This is a genomic window from Lutimaribacter degradans (genome assembly GCF_023703375.1).
In the GTDB taxonomy this organism is placed as follows: Bacteria; Pseudomonadota; Alphaproteobacteria; order Rhodobacterales; family Rhodobacteraceae; genus Lutimaribacter; species Lutimaribacter degradans.
This window is the reverse complement of sequence record NZ_JAMQGO010000001.1, coordinates 355,110-371,063: the sequence shown is the minus strand read 5'-3', so window position 1 is coordinate 371,063 and position 15,954 is coordinate 355,110. Positions and strand designations below refer to the sequence as shown.

The window sequence follows — 15,954 nt, the reverse complement described above, 5'->3', positions numbered from 1 at the left end:
GTCGTTATGTCCTTATTCCGCTGCGGCGACCTGGGTGGCAGATGCGCCATCGGCCAGGGCCATGTCATAGTTCTGGATCAGCGCCTCGACCGAGGGGCCGATGATGTCGGTCACCGCGGCCGGGTAAACCCCCAACCACAGGGTCATGAAGATCAGCGGCGCAAAGATCGCCTTTTCCCGGCGGGTCATGTCGCTGATCGTTTTCAGGCTTTCCTTGATCAGGTCACCCAGCACCACCCGGCGATAGAGCCACAACGCATAGGCTGCCGACAGGATCACGCCGCTTGCGGCCACCGCCGCAACCCATGTGTTGACCTGGAAAATGCCCATCAGCGTCAGGAACTCACCGACGAAACCGCTGGTGCCAGGCAGGCCCACATTCGCCATGGTGAAGAACATGAAGATCAAGGCATAGGCCGGCATACGGTTCACGAGGCCGCCGTAAGCGTCGATCTCGCGGGTGTGCATCCGATCATAGATCACGCCCACGCACAAAAACAGCGCGCCCGAGATGAAGCCATGGCTGATCATCTGGAAGATTGCGCCGTCGATCCCCTGCTGGTTCGCGGCAAAGATACCCATCGTGACATACCCCATATGGGCAACCGACGAATAGGCGATCAGTTTCTTCATGTCCTCCTGCACCAGCGCGACGAGGCTGGTATAGACGATGGCGATCACGCTCATCCACAGCACCAGCGGCGTCAGCACGTCAGCGCCGACAGGGAACATGGGCAGCGAGAAACGCAGGAAGCCATAGCCCCCCATCTTGAGCAGGATCGCCGCCAGGACAACCGACCCTGCCGTAGGCGCCTGAACGTGCGCATCGGGCAGCCATGTATGCACGGGCCACATCGGCATCTTGACCGCGAAGCTGGCAAAGAACGCCAGGAACAGCAGCGTCTGCAAGCCGCCAACGACCTGGATGCCCAGCACGCTGAAGGTTTCGGACCCGAAGCTGTGCCGCATCAGCGTGGGAATGTCGGTGGTGCCCGCATCCGCATACATCGCCACCATGGCCACCAGCATCAGCACCGAACCGAGAAACGTGTAAAGGAAGAATTTGAAGCTGGCATAGATGCGGTTCTTGCCGCCCCAGATCCCGATGATCAGGAACATCGGGATCAGACCGGCCTCGAAGAACAGGTAGAACAGCACCAGGTCCAGCGCCATGAAAACGCCCAGCATCAGTGTTTCCAACACCAGGAAGGCGATCATGTATTCCTTGACCCGGCTGTTCACGTTCCAGCTGGCCGCGATGACAAGCGGCATCATGAAGGTGGTCAGCAGAACGAACAGAACGCTGATCCCGTCAACGCCCATCTTGTAGGTCATGCCCATCAGCCAGTCACGCTCTTCCACGAACTGGAACCCGGTATCGGCGGGGTCGAACTGCGCCAGGATGAACAGCGAAACGAGGAAGGTCACGCTGGTCGCGATCATCGCCAGCCACTTGGCATTGCGCTGTGCCGCCGCGTCTTCGCCGCGAAGAAAGATGGCAAGGATGGCCGCTGCCAGCGCCGGGATGAAGGTGACGATGGAAAGAAGGTTGTCCATTACTGTGCCCCCCCGGTGAGCGACATCCACGTCACCAGCACCGCGATGCCGATGACCATCCAGAATGCATAGGTAAAGATGTACCCCGACTGGGCACGCCCGGCGAGGCGGGTGACGAACGGGATCACACCCATCGACACGCCATTGATCGCCCCGTCGATCACGTTACCATCGCCGCGCTTCCAGAAGAAGCCGCCGATCCATCTGGCCGGCTTCACGAAAACGAAGTCGTATATCTCGTCGAAATACCACTTGTTGAGCAGGAACAGGTAAAGCGGGCGGTTCACCTCGGCCACGCGCTTGGGCATCGCCGGGTTCACGATGTAGAACCACCAGGCAACCGCCAGCCCCAGGATCATCGCGATGAACGGGCTGACCTTGACCCATTTCGGCACCTTGTGCGCATCGTCCAGAACGGTGTTGCCTGGGGCCACGTGAATGGCACCCTCGCCCGGCGCGCCGGTCAGAACATAATGATGCTCGCCCTCGGCTGCCGCCTCGCCCTCGGCGTCGCCATGCGCCTCGGCCTCGGCATAGGGCACGCCGAAGAACTTGCCGACGGTATCGGTGTGACCAAAGAAGCTGTTGTACCACACCATCCCAGAGAACACCGCGCCGATGGCCAGAACGCCCAAGGGCACCAGCATCACGGTCGGGCTTTCATGGGCGTGCTCATGCGTGTGCTTGTCGCCGCGCGGCTCGCCCCAGAAGGTCAGGAACATCAACCGCCAGCTGTAGAAGCTGGTGAAAAGCGCCGCGATGACCAGCATCCAGAAGGCATAGCCGCCATTGGTGCCGGCATAGGCGCTTTCGATCACGGCATCCTTCGACAGGAACCCGGCAAAGCCGATCGTCGTCAACGGAATCCCGACGCCGGTGATGGCCAGCGTGCCGATCAGCATTGCCCAGAACGTCATCGGGAATTTCTTGCGAAGCCCGCCATAGTTCCGCATGTCCTGCTCGTGATGCATCCCGTGGATGACAGAGCCGGCGCCCAGAAACAGCATTGCCTTGAAAAAGGCATGGGTCAGCAAGTGGAACATGGCGACCGAATAGACACCCACGCCGGCGGCCACGAACATGTAACCCAACTGCGAACAGGTCGAATAGGCGATCACGCGCTTGATGTCATTCTGCACCAGGCCCACGGTGGCGGCGAAGAACGCGGTGGTGGCCCCGATATAGACAATGAATGTCTTGGCCTCGGGCGCGTATTCGAACACCGGCGACATGCGACACACCAGGAAAACGCCCGCCGTCACCATGGTGGCCGCGTGGATCAGGGCCGACACCGGGGTCGGGCCTTCCATCGCGTCAGGCAGCCAGGTGTGCAGGAAAAGCTGCGCCGACTTGCCCATAGCGCCGATGAACAACAAAAACGCGATCAGGTTCGCGGCGTTCCAATCCGTCCAGAGAAAGGTTAGCTGGGTTTCCGCCAACTGCGGTGCCGCGGCAAAGACATCATCCATCTTGATGCTGTCGACCAGGAAATACAGCGCGACAATCCCCAGGACAAAGCCGAAATCGCCCACGCGGTTGACGACGAACGCCTTGATCGCGGCCGCGTTTGCGCTGGGTTTCTTGTAGTAGAAACCGATCAGCAGGTAGGACGCGACGCCCACGCCTTCCCAGCCAAAGAACATCTGGACCAGGTTGTCAGCCGTCACCAGCATCAGCATGGCGAAGGTAAAGAACGACAGGTAGGCAAAAAAGCGCGCCTTGTAATGCTCACCCTCTTTCCAGGCATGGTCATGCGCCATGTAGCCAAAGGAATACAGGTGAACGAGCGCCGAAACGCTCGTCACCACGATCAGCATGATGGCGGTCAACCGGTCCAGCCGGATCGACCAGGCGGTATCAAGCGTGCCCGAGCGAATGAAATCAAGAATATGGATCTGCTGTGTCACGCTGGCATCCAGCGTCAGGAACACGACCCAAGACAAAAGACACGACAGGAACAAAAGCCCCGTGGTAAGCCACTGCGCCGCCGTTTCCCCGATCAGCCGCCAGCCGAAACCGGCGATCAAAGCCCCGATCAGGGGCGCGAAAAGAATGATCTGTGCCATGATCGGTCAGCCTTTCATCACGTTGACGTCTTCGACGTCGATGGTGCCGCGCGTCCTGAAGAAGCACACGAGGATCGCAAGGCCGATGGCGGCCTCGGCGGCGGCCACGGTCAACACGAAAAGCGTGAATACCTGCCCCACCATGTCGCCCAGGTAGCTTGAGAACGCGACAAGGTTGATGTTCACCGCCAGCAGCATCAACTCGATGCTCATCAGCAGGATGATCACGTTCTTCCTGTTCAGGAAGAGCCCGAAAACCCCGATGACGAACAGCGTCGCCGCCACGGTTAGATAATGTTCCAGTCCGATCATTGTGTCCGTCCCATCGTCCGTCCGGTTTATGAGGGGCCCGTCTGGCGCGGGTGCCCCGTCCGGTTCAATTCGTCAGAGGCCCTGCCCCGGTTTCACGTCTTTCAACTGCATGGCCTTGGCCGGGTCGCGGTACATCTGCGCCAGCACGTCCTGCCGTTTGACATCCGCGCGGTGGCGCAGCGTCAACACGATCGCCCCGATCATCGCCACCAGCAAGATCAGGCCCGACAGTTGGAAGATCAGGAAATACTGATCGTAAAGCAGCAGACCCAGCGCGGCTGTGTTCTCGATCCCTTCGGGCGTGACGGCAGCGCGCGCCGCGTCGGCCCCTTGCGACGTTTCCCAAGCGCCAAAGGCAATGGCGAACTGCATCAGCAGGACAAGCCCGATCAGCAACGCCAGGGGCATGTATTTCGCCATCTCGGCCTTCAGCCCGGCGAAATCCACGTCCAGCATCATCACGACGAACAGGAACAGCACAGCCACCGCGCCCACGTAGACGATGACCAGCAGCATGGCCACGAATTCCGCCCCCAGAAGCACGAACAGCCCCGCCGAAGACAGAAACGCAAGGATCAGCCAAAGCACCGAATGTACCGGGTTGCGGCTGATCACGGTGAACAGCCCCCCCGCGATCGCGCAGATGGCGAAAAGGTAAAATGCCAGTGCGACAATGGTCATGTCTCGTCGTCCTTTTCTTCGTCCATCACCTCGCGCGCAAATTCCATCGCACGGGTCATGGCGGGTATGCCGGCGAACATCGACATCTGGGCGATGGTCTCGGCGATTTCATCCTTGGTTGCCCCGGCCTCGCGGGCGTGGCGCACCGTCATGCGGATCTGCGCATCAGCTTGCGCGCCCTGCATCGTCAGCCCCGCCAGCGTCAACAGCAGCCGGGTCTTTGCATCCAGCCCGTCCTTGCTGATCCCCCTGCCAAAGGTCATTTCCATCATGTCCCTTGGCATGGTCGGCCACATCTTTTCGAACCCCTGCGGGTCGAACGATGCCAAGGCGGGATTCATGGCTTTCGCCATGTCCTGCGCTTGCTGCATCATCAGCTCGAAAGGGGTTTTCGCATCGCTCATCTGTATGGCGCGTCCATTTCAAGGTTGCGGGCGATCTCGGCTTCCCAACGGTCGCCGTTATCCAACAGCTTGGCCTTGTCGTAAAACAGCTCTTCGCGGGTTTCGGTGGCAAACTCGAAATTCGGCCCCTCGACGATGGCATCGACGGGGCATGCCTCCTGGCAGAAGCCGCAATAGATGCATTTCGTCATGTCGATGTCATAGCGCGTGGTGCGGCGGCTGCCGTCCTCGCGCGGTTCGGCGTCGATGGTGATCGCCTGCGCGGGGCAGATCGCCTCGCACAGTTTGCACGCGATGCAGCGCTCTTCGCCATTGGGATACCGGCGCAGGGCGTGCTCACCGCGGAACCGCGGGGAAAGCGGGCCTTTCTCGTGCGGGTAATTGATGGTCACCTTCGGTGCAAAGAAATACCGAAAGCCCAGCTTGAACCCCTGGAAGAAGTCCGACAACAGGAAATAACCTGCGGCGCGTTTGTAATCAATCTGCGTCATGCATCAGCTCCCTCAGCCCCAGCGCGCGAACGCGCCCCAGAACCATTCGAATTTTGCGGCAAATGCCACGAAAACCACCCAGAACAGCGACATTGGCAGGAACACTTTCCAACCCAGACGCATCAGCTGGTCATAGCGGTAGCGGGGCGTGATCGCCTTCACCATCGAGAACATGAAGAAGACGAACAGCATCTTCAGGACCATCCACAGGATGCCATCGGGCAGCCCCGGGATGGGCGACAACCAACCGCCAAAGAACATCAGGCTGACCAGTGCGCACATAAGCACCACGGCCACCAGCTCACCGATCATGAACAGCAGGAACGGGGTCGAGCTGTATTCGACCTGGTAGCCAGCCACCAGTTCCGATTCCGCCTCGGGCAGGTCGAAGGGTGGGCGATTGGTTTCCGCCAGTGCCGAGATGAAGAACAGGAACAGCATCGGGAAATGCGGCAGCCAGTACCAGCTGAACAGCCCGTAATTGCCATCCTGCGCCTGCACGATCGACCCGAAATTCATCGACCCGGTCGAGATGATCACCCCGATGATGATCAGGCCGATCGACACCTCGTAGGAGATCATCTGAGCAGCCGAACGCAACGACCCAAGGAACGGGTATTTCGAGTTCGACGCCCAGCCCCCCATGATCACGCCGTAAACCTCAAGCGAGGATACCGCGAAGACATAAAGGATGGCCACGTTGATATCCGAGATCACCCAACCGTCGTTGAACGGGATCACCGCCCAGGCGACAAGCGCCATCACCAGCGAAATCATCGGTGCCAGCAGGAAAACAGCGCGGTCGGCCCCGGCGGGGAACACCACCTCTTTCACCATGTACTTGATGAAGTCGGCAAAACTCTGCAGCAGGCCAAATGCGCCCACCACGTTGGGGCCACGGCGCATCATGACGGCCGCCCAGATCTTGCGGTCGGCATACATAAGGAAGGCCAGCGCCACCAGAAGCGGCACGAGCAAGGCCAGAATCTGCGCGACGATGACGAGAAACATGCCCAGATAGGTGTTGGTAAAGAATTCGACCATTGTTGCCCTCTACACCGTCGGTATTCCGTTTTCATTGCAGGCTGCCGTCACCACCTCGGCATCGATGGTGCGCGTGCCCCGGGGCAGCGCGGGCGAGATCGTATAGACCGCATCGCCCGTCCAGCGCCCGTTATTCTCATCCACCGTCGTGCGCAACTGCCGCGCAAAACCAAAGCCGCGGATAACGGCGTATTGCGCGGCGGCACATTCGGCATAGGCCGTCACATCGTCGGGCCCGCGCGCGCCGCGCATGGTGACGATGAAATTCACCAGTTCGCCATCCAGCAGCCGGGTTTGCACGCCCTCATACACCGCCCCTTCGGGCGCGGCCAGACGCGTTTCAGTCATGGCCTCTTGCGAGGTCATGCAACCGGCCAGCACCGCGCCGGCAAGCGGCGATATGACAACCGCCGCGCGCATCACTCGGCCGCCATCTCCATTGCGCGCGCCTGCGCATTGCGGCTCAGCTCGGCCATCAGCTCGCTTGCCCGCGCGATCGGGTTGGTCAGGTAGAAATCCTTTATCACGTAGCGGAAATCCGCAGCACCCAGGCTGCCCTTCGGCAGCAGTTGCCAGTCGTTTTCGGGCACCGTGTCGATCTGGGCCAGGTGCGGCACTTCGACCACCAACGCCTGTCGCAACTGGGCAAGACTGTCCCAAGGCTGTGTCGCGTCGATCTCGCCGGACAGCGCGCGCAGGATGGCCCAGTTTTCCTTGGCTTCGCCCGGCGCGAAACCGGCGCGCAGCGCCAGTTGCGGGCGGCCCTCGGTATTCACGAACAGGCCCTGCTCCTCGGTATAGGCGGCACCGGGCAGGATAACGTCGGCGCGATGCGCGCCCCGGTCGCCATGGCTGCCCTGGTAGATGACAAAGGCCCCTGCGCCGATCTCGACCTCATCGGCGCCAAGGTTGAAGATCACGTCGGCCTCTTGCACGGCTTCCATGCAACGTTCGGCGGTGGCGCCCGCATCCATCGCACCCACGCGGGATGCGGCGGTGTGCAGCACCAGCATCCGGCCGGTCAGGGCCTGAGCCGCGGCCAGAACGGCAGCACCATCCGCTTCGTTCAGCGCACCTTGTCCGACGATCACGATGGCATCGTCTTGTGGCTTCAGCCCGGTCAGAGCCTTGCGATCGGTGCCCGCATGCGTGACATCATAAGTCAGGTCAACCGCCGGCCCGACCACGACCACCTCGGCCCCTTTAAGCCAGGCCTTGCGGATACGCGCGTTCAGCACAGGCGCTTCTTCACGCGGGTTGGTGCCGACCAGGATGATCTGCCGGGCGTCCTCGATATCTTCGACCGCGACGTTGCCGACATAGGCCGACCGGTTCCCAGCGGGCAGTTTCGCGCCATCGGTGCGGCATTCCACGACACCGCCCTGCCCCTCGATCAACTGTTTCAGCGCATACGCAGCCTCGACCGGGGCAAGATCACCCACAAGCCCGGCCAGCTTGGTCGCGCCCTTGATCGCCTCGCCCGCCTTGGCCAGGGCTTCGCCCCAATTGGCCGGGCGCAGCTTGCCGTTTTCGCGCACGTAGGGGCGGTCCAGACGCTGTCGACGCAGCCCATCCCAGACAAAACGCGTCTTGTCGGAAATCCATTCCTCGTTCACGCCGTCATGGTTGCGCGGCAGGATGCGCATGACCTCGCGCCCCTTCGTGTCCACCCGGATGCTGGAACCAAGCGCATCCATCACGTCGATGGTTTCGGTCTTGGTCAGTTCCCACGGGCGGGCGGTAAAGGCATAGGGTTTCGACACCAGGGCCCCCACCGGGCACAAGTCGATGATATTGCCTTGCAAGTTGCTGTCGAGCGTCTCGCCCAGGTAGGCGGTAATCTCGGCATCCTCGCCCCGGCCGGTCTGGCCCATTTGGCTGATGCCCGCCACCTCGGTGGTAAAGCGCACGCAGCGCGTGCAGGAAATGCAACGCGTCATGTGGGTTTCGACCAGCGGCCCCAGGTCCAGGTCTTCCACCGCGCGCTTGGGTTCGCGGTAGCGGCTGAAATCCACGCCATAGGCCATTGCCTGGTCTTGCAGGTCACATTCACCACCCTGGTCGCAGATCGGGCAATCGAGCGGGTGGTTGATCAGCAGGAATTCCATCACGCCCTCGCGGGCCTTCTTGACCATGGGCGAGTTCGTCTTGACCACCGGCGGCTGGCCTTCGGGGCCCGGGCGCAGGTCGCGCACCTGCATCGCGCAACTGGCTGCGGGCTTGGGCGGGCCGCCGACCACCTCGACCAGGCACATGCGGCAGTTGCCCGCGATCGAAAGACGCTCGTGATAGCAAAAGCGCGGCACCTCGATACCGGCCTGCTCACAGGCCTGGATAAGGGTCATCGCCCCTTCCACCTCGATCTCGTTATCGTCGATGATAATCTTGCGGAGATCCGTCATTGGTCCTCACTTCGCTCTTAGGAAGGCGCCGATCTGGCTACCCTTCTGAATTTCGTCACGCCCCAGTTCGCACAGGTCGTCATCATTCGTCGGGTCCAGCCCGCGGACGCGCATGTACTCTTCGCCGCGCTCGCGGATGCGGTCTTTCTCGGCTTCGCTGTCGACATAGGCGCGGATCACATCATCGGAATAGCCCAGGTCGCTGGCGCGTTCCTTAAGTTCCCACAGGAAAGACAGCCCCTTGAGCCTGCGCGGCGCGATGCTGTCGCAGCGGTCGCTGATTTCGATGGCCAGTGCCACCCACAGCATGTTGTCGTCAATCTCGGGCACATCGCGCAGCGGCTGCAAAGCCAGCGCCGCGTTGGCAAGACCGGCCGTCAACGCAGCCGCCGCCAGCGTCAGGCGCAGACCATACCGCAAGCGTGCCCACGCCAAACCAGCGCGCGCCCGGCCCGCAGGCCACTGATATGACAAGCGGGTCACCATCCGGCGCATTGCCCTTGCATGATCAGGTTGCCATTCTCGATGCGCAGATCGGCATCATCGGCATCCGGCCCCTGTAGCCACGTCATGCGCGAGTTTCCGAAAGTTTCGATACAGTAACGCACTGCCTCGTAGCGGCCTGCCTCGCGCGCGCCTGCCAGCGATTTCCCGGCATCGCGCACTTCGACCACGAAATCATGCGGGGCCTCGCGGTCGGCATCCAGCGAGGCGCGGAATGTCATGCCATCAAAGGTCTGTGTGGTTTCATCTCCGCATCCCGCCACGAACAGTGCAGCGCAAAATGCAAAACCAAGCTTGCGTGGATATGCCCCGATCATGGATGTCACTCCGCTGCCATGGCGCCGCTACGGCCCGATTTCTGTGCCTTGATCCGGTCCTCGATCTCGTCGCGGAAATTGCGGATCAGGCCTTGGATCGGCCAGGCCGCCGCATCGCCAAGCGCACAGATCGTGTGGCCCTCGACCTGCTTGGTCACGTCGAACAGCATGTCGATTTCCTCGACCTCGGCCTCGCCCCGCACCAGGCGCTCCATCACCCGCATCATCCAGCCAGTGCCTTCGCGGCAGGGCGTGCACTGGCCACAGCTTTCGTGTTTGTAGAACTTGGCCAGCCGCCAGATCGCCTTGATGATATCGGTCTGCTTGTCCATCACGATCACCGCCGCCGTGCCAAGACCGCTGCCCAACTCGCCGCGCAGGTAATCGAAATCCATGATGGCGTCGCGCATGCTTTCGCCGCGCACGCATGGCACAGACGACCCACCCGGGATAACGGCCTTCAGGTTATCCCATCCGCCGCGGATGCCGCCGCAATGCTTTTCGATCAACTCCTCAAAGGTGATCGACATCGCCTCTTCCACGACGCACGGGTTGTTTACATGGCCCGAGACCGCGAACAGCTTGGTGCCCGCGTTGTTCTGGCGGCCAAACCCGGCAAACCAGGACGCGCCGCGCCGCAGGATCGTGGGCACAACGGCGATGGATTCAACGTTGTTCACCGTCGTCGGGCAGCCATAAAGGCCCGCCCCCGCCGGGAACGGCGGCTTCATCCGGGGCATCCCCTTCTTGCCTTCGAGGCTTTCCAGCAGCGCGGTTTCCTCGCCACAGATATAGGCGCCCGCGCCGTGATGGAGGTAAAGGTCGAAATCCCAACCGCTGCCGGCGGCGTTTTTGCCCAGCAGCCCGGCCTCGTATGCCTCGTCGATCGCGGCTTGCAGGGCCTCGCGCTCGCGAATGTATTCACCGCGAATATAGATATAACAGGCATGCGCGTTCATCGCGAAACTGGCGACCAGGCACCCTTCGATCAGCGTGTGCGGATCGTGGCGCATGATTTCACGGTCCTTGCAGGTGCCGGGCTCGGATTCGTCGGCATTGACCACCAGGTAGGCCGGGCGCCCGTCGCTTTCCTTGGGCATGAAAGACCATTTCAACCCGGTGGGAAAGCCGGCACCGCCACGCCCGCGCAGGCCCGATGCCTTCATCTCGTCGATGATCCAGTCGCGGCCCTTCTGGATCAGACCGGCGGTGCCGTCCCAATGCCCACGGGACTGCGCGCCTTTCAGCGTGCGGTCATGCATACCGTAGATATTGGTAAAGATCCTGTCTTCGTCTTTCAGCATCCGCTTACCTCTGATCGTTTTGGCGCGCGCGCCAGATTTGATAGATCATCACGATGGCCAGAACGAACCCGGCCAAAGCGATCAGGTCGAACAATGCGCGGGTGCGCATGCTCCACCCCATTTCCGCCCCGATGAGCGTGGCAAGAATCCAGAACATCCCGGTGCCCGCGATCAGGATGGCCGTACGCCGCCCCTTGCGTGCCTGTTGTCGTTCCGTATCCGCCATTGCCCACCTTCGTCAGTACACGTCGCCCTTGTCGACGCGCTTGGAAAACTCGGTATCCCCACCTGCGGCCAGGATCTTGGCCTGCGCCACCCAGTCGTCACGGCTGACCCGCCCCTTGAAACCCGTCAGGTTCGCATCGACCCATGCAACCTCGTCCGCGGTCCAGCCGGCGATCTGGTCGAAATGGTAAAAGCCCATCTCATTCAGCATTTTTTCAAGCTTGGGGCCGACGCCCTTGATTTCTTTCAGGTTATCGGCCGCACCGCCACGCGGGGCCGACAGCGTTTCAGGCTTGGCGCCGGTATCTTCGTCGGCCGGCACCGGCGTGGGCGCGGCCTTGGCCTTGGCGGCGGGTTTGGCTGCGGTCTTGGCCGGGGCCTGCTGCTTCTGGATGCCGGTTTCGTCGGCGGTGTGACCGTTCGAACGGTCGGCCTTGTCCGCGCCGATACCCGTTTTGCCCCCGGCAGGCGCGCGGCTCGTCTTGCCCGACAGCCAAGGAGTCAGGATCGGCACCTCGGTTCCGTCGATACGCTTGACGGTGTCGCCCAGTTCCGCCGCCAGCGCAACGCTCGCATTTTGCGGCATCCGTCCGCTTTCATGATCTTTCAGGCTGGTCAGCCCAGACGCGGGTTCAGACGCGTAGCGACCATTCTGCGGCCCGGGCGTGGGCACCTCGCCCGCGCTAAAGGCGTCGATGATCTCGCCAAAGCGTTCGGCGGTCAGGTCCTCGTAATAATCCTTGCCGATCTGGGCCATGGGCGCGTTGGCGCAAGCGCCCAGGCATTCCACCTCTTCCCAGCTCAGCTTGCCGTCTTCGGACAGTTCATGCGCATTGGGCGCGATCTTTTCGCGGCACACGGCAATCAGGTCTTCGGCGCCGCAGATCATGCAGGACGTGGTGCCGCATACCTGGATATGCGCGACCGCACCAACCGGCTGCAATTGGAACATGAAATAGAAAGTCGCAACCTCGAGCGCACGAATATGCGCCAGGCCCAGCATGTCCGCCACCGTCTCGATCGCCTTACGGCTAAGCCAGCCCTCTTGTTCCTGCGCGCGCCACAAAAGCGGAATGATGGCGCTGGCCTGGCGACCTTCGGGGTATTTGGTGATCTGCGCCTCGGCCCAGGCAAGGTTCTCGGGCGTAAAGGCAAAGCTGTCGGGCTGTTCGTGGTAAAGGCGGCGCAACATCAGGCACAAGCTCCGGTCGTCAGGGCGATCCCGCCGCTTTCAAGGCTCTGGGCCTGGTCAGCGGCAAGTTTGTATTTGGCAAGTTCCAGCACTTTCTCGCGCGGCAGGCCGGTCTGCAATTCGACGGCAAGGTAATCGGCCTCGGTCACCAAACGGCATTCGATCGAGGCGACAGCGGCATCGAAATCGGCGATGTTCTGGGTGCTGACACCCTGTGGCGGTATCGCGCAGGCGGCAAGCAGCCCTGCCACGGCAAGGCCGGCAAATACGCGGGGCGCAGGGATGCTCGGTTTCACGCTGGTAAAGATCATCACCGGTCAATCTCCCCAAACACGACATCGAGCGATCCGAGAATGGCGCTGGCATCGGCCAGTTGGTGCCCGCGGCACACATGGTCCATTGCCTGCAGATGCGGATAGCCCGGCGCGCGGATCTTGGCGCGGTAGGGCCGGTTGCTGCCATCGGCCACCAGGTAGACACCGAATTCGCCCTTGGGCGCCTCGACGCAGGCGTAAACTTCGCCCTCGGGCACGTGGAACCCCTCGGTATAAAGCTTGAAATGATGGATAAGCGCCTCCATCGAGGTCTTCATCTCGCCCCGTTTTGGCGGGGTGATCTTGCCGCGCGACAGGATCTCCCCCTGGTTCTCGGGCATGCGCAGCTTGTCACATGCCTGGCGGATGATCTTGGCGCTTTCGCGCATCTCGGCCACCCGGCACAGGTAACGGTCGTAACAATCGCCATTGGTGCCGACCGGAATCTGGAAATCGAACTCGTCGTAGCATTCGTAAGGCTGCGCCCGACGCAGATCCCAAGCCAGCCCCGAGCCGCGCACCATCACGCCGGAGAAGGCGTAGTTCTGGATATCTTCCTCGGTCACGACGCCGATATCGACGTTACGCTGCTTGAAGATGCGGTTCTCGGTCAAAAGCCCCTCGATATCGTCCAGAACCTTGGGGAAAACCTCGGCCCAGGCGTCGATATCGTCGATCAGTTCGGGGGGCAGATCCTGGTGCACGCCACCGGGGCGGAAATAGGCTGCGTGCAGACGCGCGCCGCAGGCCCGCTCGTAAAAGATCATCAGCTTTTCGCGTTCTTCGAACCCCCAAAGCGGCGGGGTCAGCGCGCCCACGTCCAGCGCCTGCGTGGTCACGTTCAGCAGGTGGTTCAGGATTCGCCCGATTTCGCAGTACAGAACACGGATCAGCGAGGCACGGCGCGGCACCGCGGTGTCGGTCAGCTTCTCGATGGCCAAAACCCAGGCATGTTCCTGGTTCATCGTGCCGACGTAATCAAGCCGGTCGAAATAAGGCAGGTTCTGAAGATATGTCCGGCTTTCCATCAGCTTCTCGGTGCCGCGATGCAGCAGGCCGATATGCGGATCGCAGCGTTCAACGATCTCGCCGTCCAACTCCATCACCAAACGCAGCACACCGTGCGCCGCCGGGTGCTGGGGGCCGAAATTTATGTTGAAATTGCGGATCTTCTGCTCGCCCGTCAGGGCGTCTTCGAAACCTTTGGAGCCGTCCATCATGCACGGCCTCCGTCGATCTTGTCCTTGAAGGCCATGACCCACAGCAGGATCAGCGCGACAAACGGGACAATCGTGAAAATCGCCACCCAGTTCGGAATTCCGAAGCGGGGCAAAAGCCGCCAGAATGGCACGATGACCAGCAAACCAATGATCAAAAGCCCCAGCAGGCCGCCACCGCCCATGCCATATCCACCCATCATTTCTTGGCCTCCTCGCCCTTTTCGTCGCCCGGCAGGATGTATTCCGCACCCTCCCATGGGCTCATGAAATCGAACTGACGATACTCTTGCACCAGGTTTACGGGTTCATAGACGACGCGTTTGAGCGTGTCGTCATACCTTACCTCGGTATAGCCAGTGGTCGGGAAATCCTTGCGCAGCGGATGCCCTCGGAACCCGTAATCGGTCAGGATGCGGCGCAGGTCGGGATGCCCCGTGAACAGGATGCCGAACATGTCGAACACTTCCCGCTCGAACCAGTCCGCGCTTGGATGCGTTCCAGTGATCGAGGCCACCATTTCATCTTCGCGCACGGCCATTTTCAACCGCACACGGTGGTTCTGGTACATCGACAGGAAGTGATAGACCATTTCGAACCGCCGGGGCCGTTCGGGCCAATCGACAGCGGTGATATCCACGAGGGTCGAGAACTTGCAGGTCGGGTCGGATTTCAGGAACTCGACCAGGCCCGCGATGTTGGCCGGCGCCACCTCCATCGTCAGCTCGCCATTGGCGATGCCCCAGCCCAGAATGCAATCGGGCCGCTTGGTTTCGATATGGGTGGCCAGGTCTGTCAACGCATCATCATTCATCTTACGATCGTCCCCGTGCGGCGGATCTTGCGGGCCAGTTGCAGGATGCCGTAAAGCAGCGCCTCGGCCGTCGGCGGGCAGCCAGGCACGTAAATGTCTACCGGCACGATGCGGTCGCAACCGCGTACCACCGAATAGCTGTAATGGTAATAGCCGCCGCCATTGGCGCAGCTGCCCATCGACACCACGTAACGCGGCTCGGGCATCTGGTCATAGACCTTGCGCAGCGCGGGGGCCATCTTGTTGGTCAGGGTGCCTGCCACGATCATCACGTCCGACTGGCGCGGGCTGGCGCGCGGCGCGATACCAAAGCGTTCCGCGTCGTAGCGCGGCATCGAGGTATGCATCATCTCGACCGCGCAACAGGCCAGACCAAAGGTCATCCAGTGCAGGCTGCCCGTGCGCGCCCAGTTGACCAGGTCTTCCGACGCGGTCAGCAGAAAGCCCTTGTCTTGCAATTCGCGGTTCAGCGCCTGTGTCGCCACATCCTTGTCACCCCCGGCACTATAGGCACCATAGGGCGACTTGACCGAGGGGGCAGATTTCGTGCGGGCCGTTTGCTGCCCGTCGCCCTGCACGTCGGTGACAAGCGGTTTATCGTCGCTCACTCCCATTCCAAGGCCCCTTTCTTCCATTCGTAGGCAAAGCCGATGGTCAGCACGCCCAGGAACACCATCATGGACCAGAACGCGACCATGCTGATGTCCTGAAACGCCACCGCCCAGGGAAACAGCATCGCGATTTCGAGGTCGAAAATGATGAACAGGATCGACACCAGGTAGAACCGCACGTCGAATTTCATGCGCGCGTCGTCGAACGCGTTGAAGCCGCATTCATAGGCGCTGACCTTTTCGGGGTCGGGGTTGCGCACGGCAAGCACGATGGCGGCCAAAATCAGGACAAGACCAATGGCAATGGCAAGCCCAAGGAAAACAAGTATGGGAAGGTATTCCCGCAGCATTTCTTCCACGGAACGGCTCCTTTCAGACACGGCAAGGCGTGCAGACTGCTGGCGACAGTGTCTCGTGCTGGGGTTTACCCCTGCCCCTTGCCGGGGTCAACCGAACGCAGATCACATTCGCATTGCGGAAAGTGTATATGTTTCGCCTA

At 61.4% G+C, this 15,954-nt stretch carries 20 protein-coding genes; all 20 read right to left on the bottom strand.

Annotation, left to right across the window (positions count from 1 at the left end; translation table 11 throughout):
• Positions 1 to 12 precede the first annotated feature (12 nt).
• A complete protein-coding gene (locus tag M8744_RS01830; protein WP_251408496.1) occupies positions 13 to 1,557 on the bottom strand; it encodes an NADH-quinone oxidoreductase subunit M in 1,545 nt (514 codons plus the stop codon).
• A complete protein-coding gene (nuoL, locus tag M8744_RS01825) occupies positions 1,557 to 3,623 on the bottom strand; it encodes an NADH-quinone oxidoreductase subunit L (RefSeq protein WP_251408493.1) in 2,067 nt (688 codons plus the stop codon). The genes M8744_RS01830 and nuoL overlap by 1 nt, the downstream gene beginning before the upstream one ends.
• 6 nt (positions 3,624 to 3,629) lie before the next feature.
• Positions 3,630 to 3,935 carry an NADH-quinone oxidoreductase subunit NuoK gene (gene nuoK, locus M8744_RS01820; protein ID WP_251408491.1) on the bottom strand — a complete coding sequence of 102 codons (306 nt, stop codon included), beginning with the start codon at positions 3,933 to 3,935 and terminating at the stop codon, positions 3,630 to 3,632.
• 72 nt (positions 3,936 to 4,007) lie between these two features.
• Complete coding sequence (locus M8744_RS01815) at positions 4,008 to 4,616, bottom strand: NADH-quinone oxidoreductase subunit J (RefSeq protein ID WP_251408488.1); 609 nt, start codon at positions 4,614 to 4,616, stop codon at positions 4,008 to 4,010.
• A complete protein-coding gene (locus M8744_RS01810) occupies positions 4,613 to 5,020 on the bottom strand; it encodes a carboxymuconolactone decarboxylase family protein (protein ID WP_251408485.1) in 408 nt (135 codons plus the stop codon). Before M8744_RS01810 ends, M8744_RS01815 begins: the two co-directional genes overlap by 4 nt.
• Entirely contained in the window at positions 5,017 to 5,511 is a 495-nt protein-coding gene (gene nuoI / locus M8744_RS01805) for an NADH-quinone oxidoreductase subunit NuoI (protein ID WP_251408482.1), read from the bottom strand. Before nuoI ends, M8744_RS01810 begins: the two co-directional genes overlap by 4 nt.
• A 12-nt stretch (positions 5,512 to 5,523) precedes the next feature.
• Positions 5,524 to 6,555 carry an NADH-quinone oxidoreductase subunit NuoH gene (gene nuoH / locus M8744_RS01800; protein ID WP_251408479.1) on the bottom strand — a complete coding sequence of 344 codons (1,032 nt, stop codon included), beginning with the start codon at positions 6,553 to 6,555 and terminating at the stop codon, positions 5,524 to 5,526.
• Between the two features lie 9 nt (positions 6,556 to 6,564).
• The gene (locus tag M8744_RS01795) at positions 6,565 to 6,975 is read right to left on the bottom strand and encodes a YNQ4 family lipoprotein (protein ID WP_434481338.1); all 411 of its coding nucleotides are present in this window, start codon (positions 6,973 to 6,975) and stop codon (positions 6,565 to 6,567) included.
• Positions 6,975 to 8,957: an NADH-quinone oxidoreductase subunit NuoG gene (nuoG, locus tag M8744_RS01790; protein WP_251408476.1), complete on the bottom strand. Its 1,983-nt coding sequence runs from the start codon at positions 8,955 to 8,957 to the stop codon at positions 6,975 to 6,977. The genes M8744_RS01795 and nuoG overlap by 1 nt, the downstream gene beginning before the upstream one ends.
• 6 nt (positions 8,958 to 8,963) lie before the next feature.
• The gene (locus tag M8744_RS01785) at positions 8,964 to 9,377 is read right to left on the bottom strand and encodes a DUF5333 domain-containing protein (RefSeq protein ID WP_251408473.1); all 414 of its coding nucleotides are present in this window, start codon (positions 9,375 to 9,377) and stop codon (positions 8,964 to 8,966) included.
• A 59-nt stretch (positions 9,378 to 9,436) separates the two neighbouring features.
• On the bottom strand, positions 9,437 to 9,778 hold the full coding sequence (locus tag M8744_RS01780; RefSeq protein ID WP_251408470.1) for a hypothetical protein: 342 nt from the start codon (positions 9,776 to 9,778) through the stop codon (positions 9,437 to 9,439).
• Positions 9,779 to 9,783: 5 nt separating this feature from the next.
• Entirely contained in the window at positions 9,784 to 11,082 is a 1,299-nt protein-coding gene (gene nuoF, locus M8744_RS01775; protein ID WP_251408467.1) for an NADH-quinone oxidoreductase subunit NuoF, read from the bottom strand.
• 4 nt (positions 11,083 to 11,086) lie between these two features.
• On the bottom strand, positions 11,087 to 11,308 hold the full coding sequence (locus tag M8744_RS01770) for a DUF5337 domain-containing protein (protein WP_251408464.1): 222 nt from the start codon (positions 11,306 to 11,308) through the stop codon (positions 11,087 to 11,089).
• A gap of 12 nt (positions 11,309 to 11,320) precedes the next feature.
• Complete coding sequence (locus tag M8744_RS01765; protein WP_251408461.1) at positions 11,321 to 12,499, bottom strand: NADH-quinone oxidoreductase subunit E; 1,179 nt, start codon at positions 12,497 to 12,499, stop codon at positions 11,321 to 11,323.
• Positions 12,499 to 12,810 (bottom strand): hypothetical protein, encoded by a 312-nt coding sequence (locus M8744_RS01760; protein WP_251410001.1) that lies wholly within the window; start codon positions 12,808 to 12,810, stop codon positions 12,499 to 12,501. Before M8744_RS01760 ends, M8744_RS01765 begins: the two co-directional genes overlap by 1 nt.
• On the bottom strand, positions 12,810 to 14,033 hold the full coding sequence (locus M8744_RS01755; RefSeq protein WP_251408458.1) for an NADH-quinone oxidoreductase subunit D: 1,224 nt from the start codon (positions 14,031 to 14,033) through the stop codon (positions 12,810 to 12,812). The genes M8744_RS01760 and M8744_RS01755 overlap by 1 nt, the downstream gene beginning before the upstream one ends.
• The gene (locus tag M8744_RS01750; RefSeq protein WP_251408455.1) at positions 14,030 to 14,233 is read right to left on the bottom strand and encodes a hypothetical protein; all 204 of its coding nucleotides are present in this window, start codon (positions 14,231 to 14,233) and stop codon (positions 14,030 to 14,032) included. Before M8744_RS01750 ends, M8744_RS01755 begins: the two co-directional genes overlap by 4 nt.
• Entirely contained in the window at positions 14,230 to 14,844 is a 615-nt protein-coding gene (locus M8744_RS01745; protein ID WP_251408451.1) for an NADH-quinone oxidoreductase subunit C, read from the bottom strand. Before M8744_RS01745 ends, M8744_RS01750 begins: the two co-directional genes overlap by 4 nt.
• The gene (locus tag M8744_RS01740) at positions 14,841 to 15,458 is read right to left on the bottom strand and encodes a NuoB/complex I 20 kDa subunit family protein (RefSeq protein ID WP_251408448.1); all 618 of its coding nucleotides are present in this window, start codon (positions 15,456 to 15,458) and stop codon (positions 14,841 to 14,843) included. The genes M8744_RS01745 and M8744_RS01740 overlap by 4 nt, the downstream gene beginning before the upstream one ends.
• A complete protein-coding gene (locus M8744_RS01735; RefSeq protein WP_251408445.1) occupies positions 15,449 to 15,814 on the bottom strand; it encodes an NADH-quinone oxidoreductase subunit A in 366 nt (121 codons plus the stop codon). Before M8744_RS01735 ends, M8744_RS01740 begins: the two co-directional genes overlap by 10 nt.
• Positions 15,815 to 15,954 lie beyond the last annotated feature (140 nt).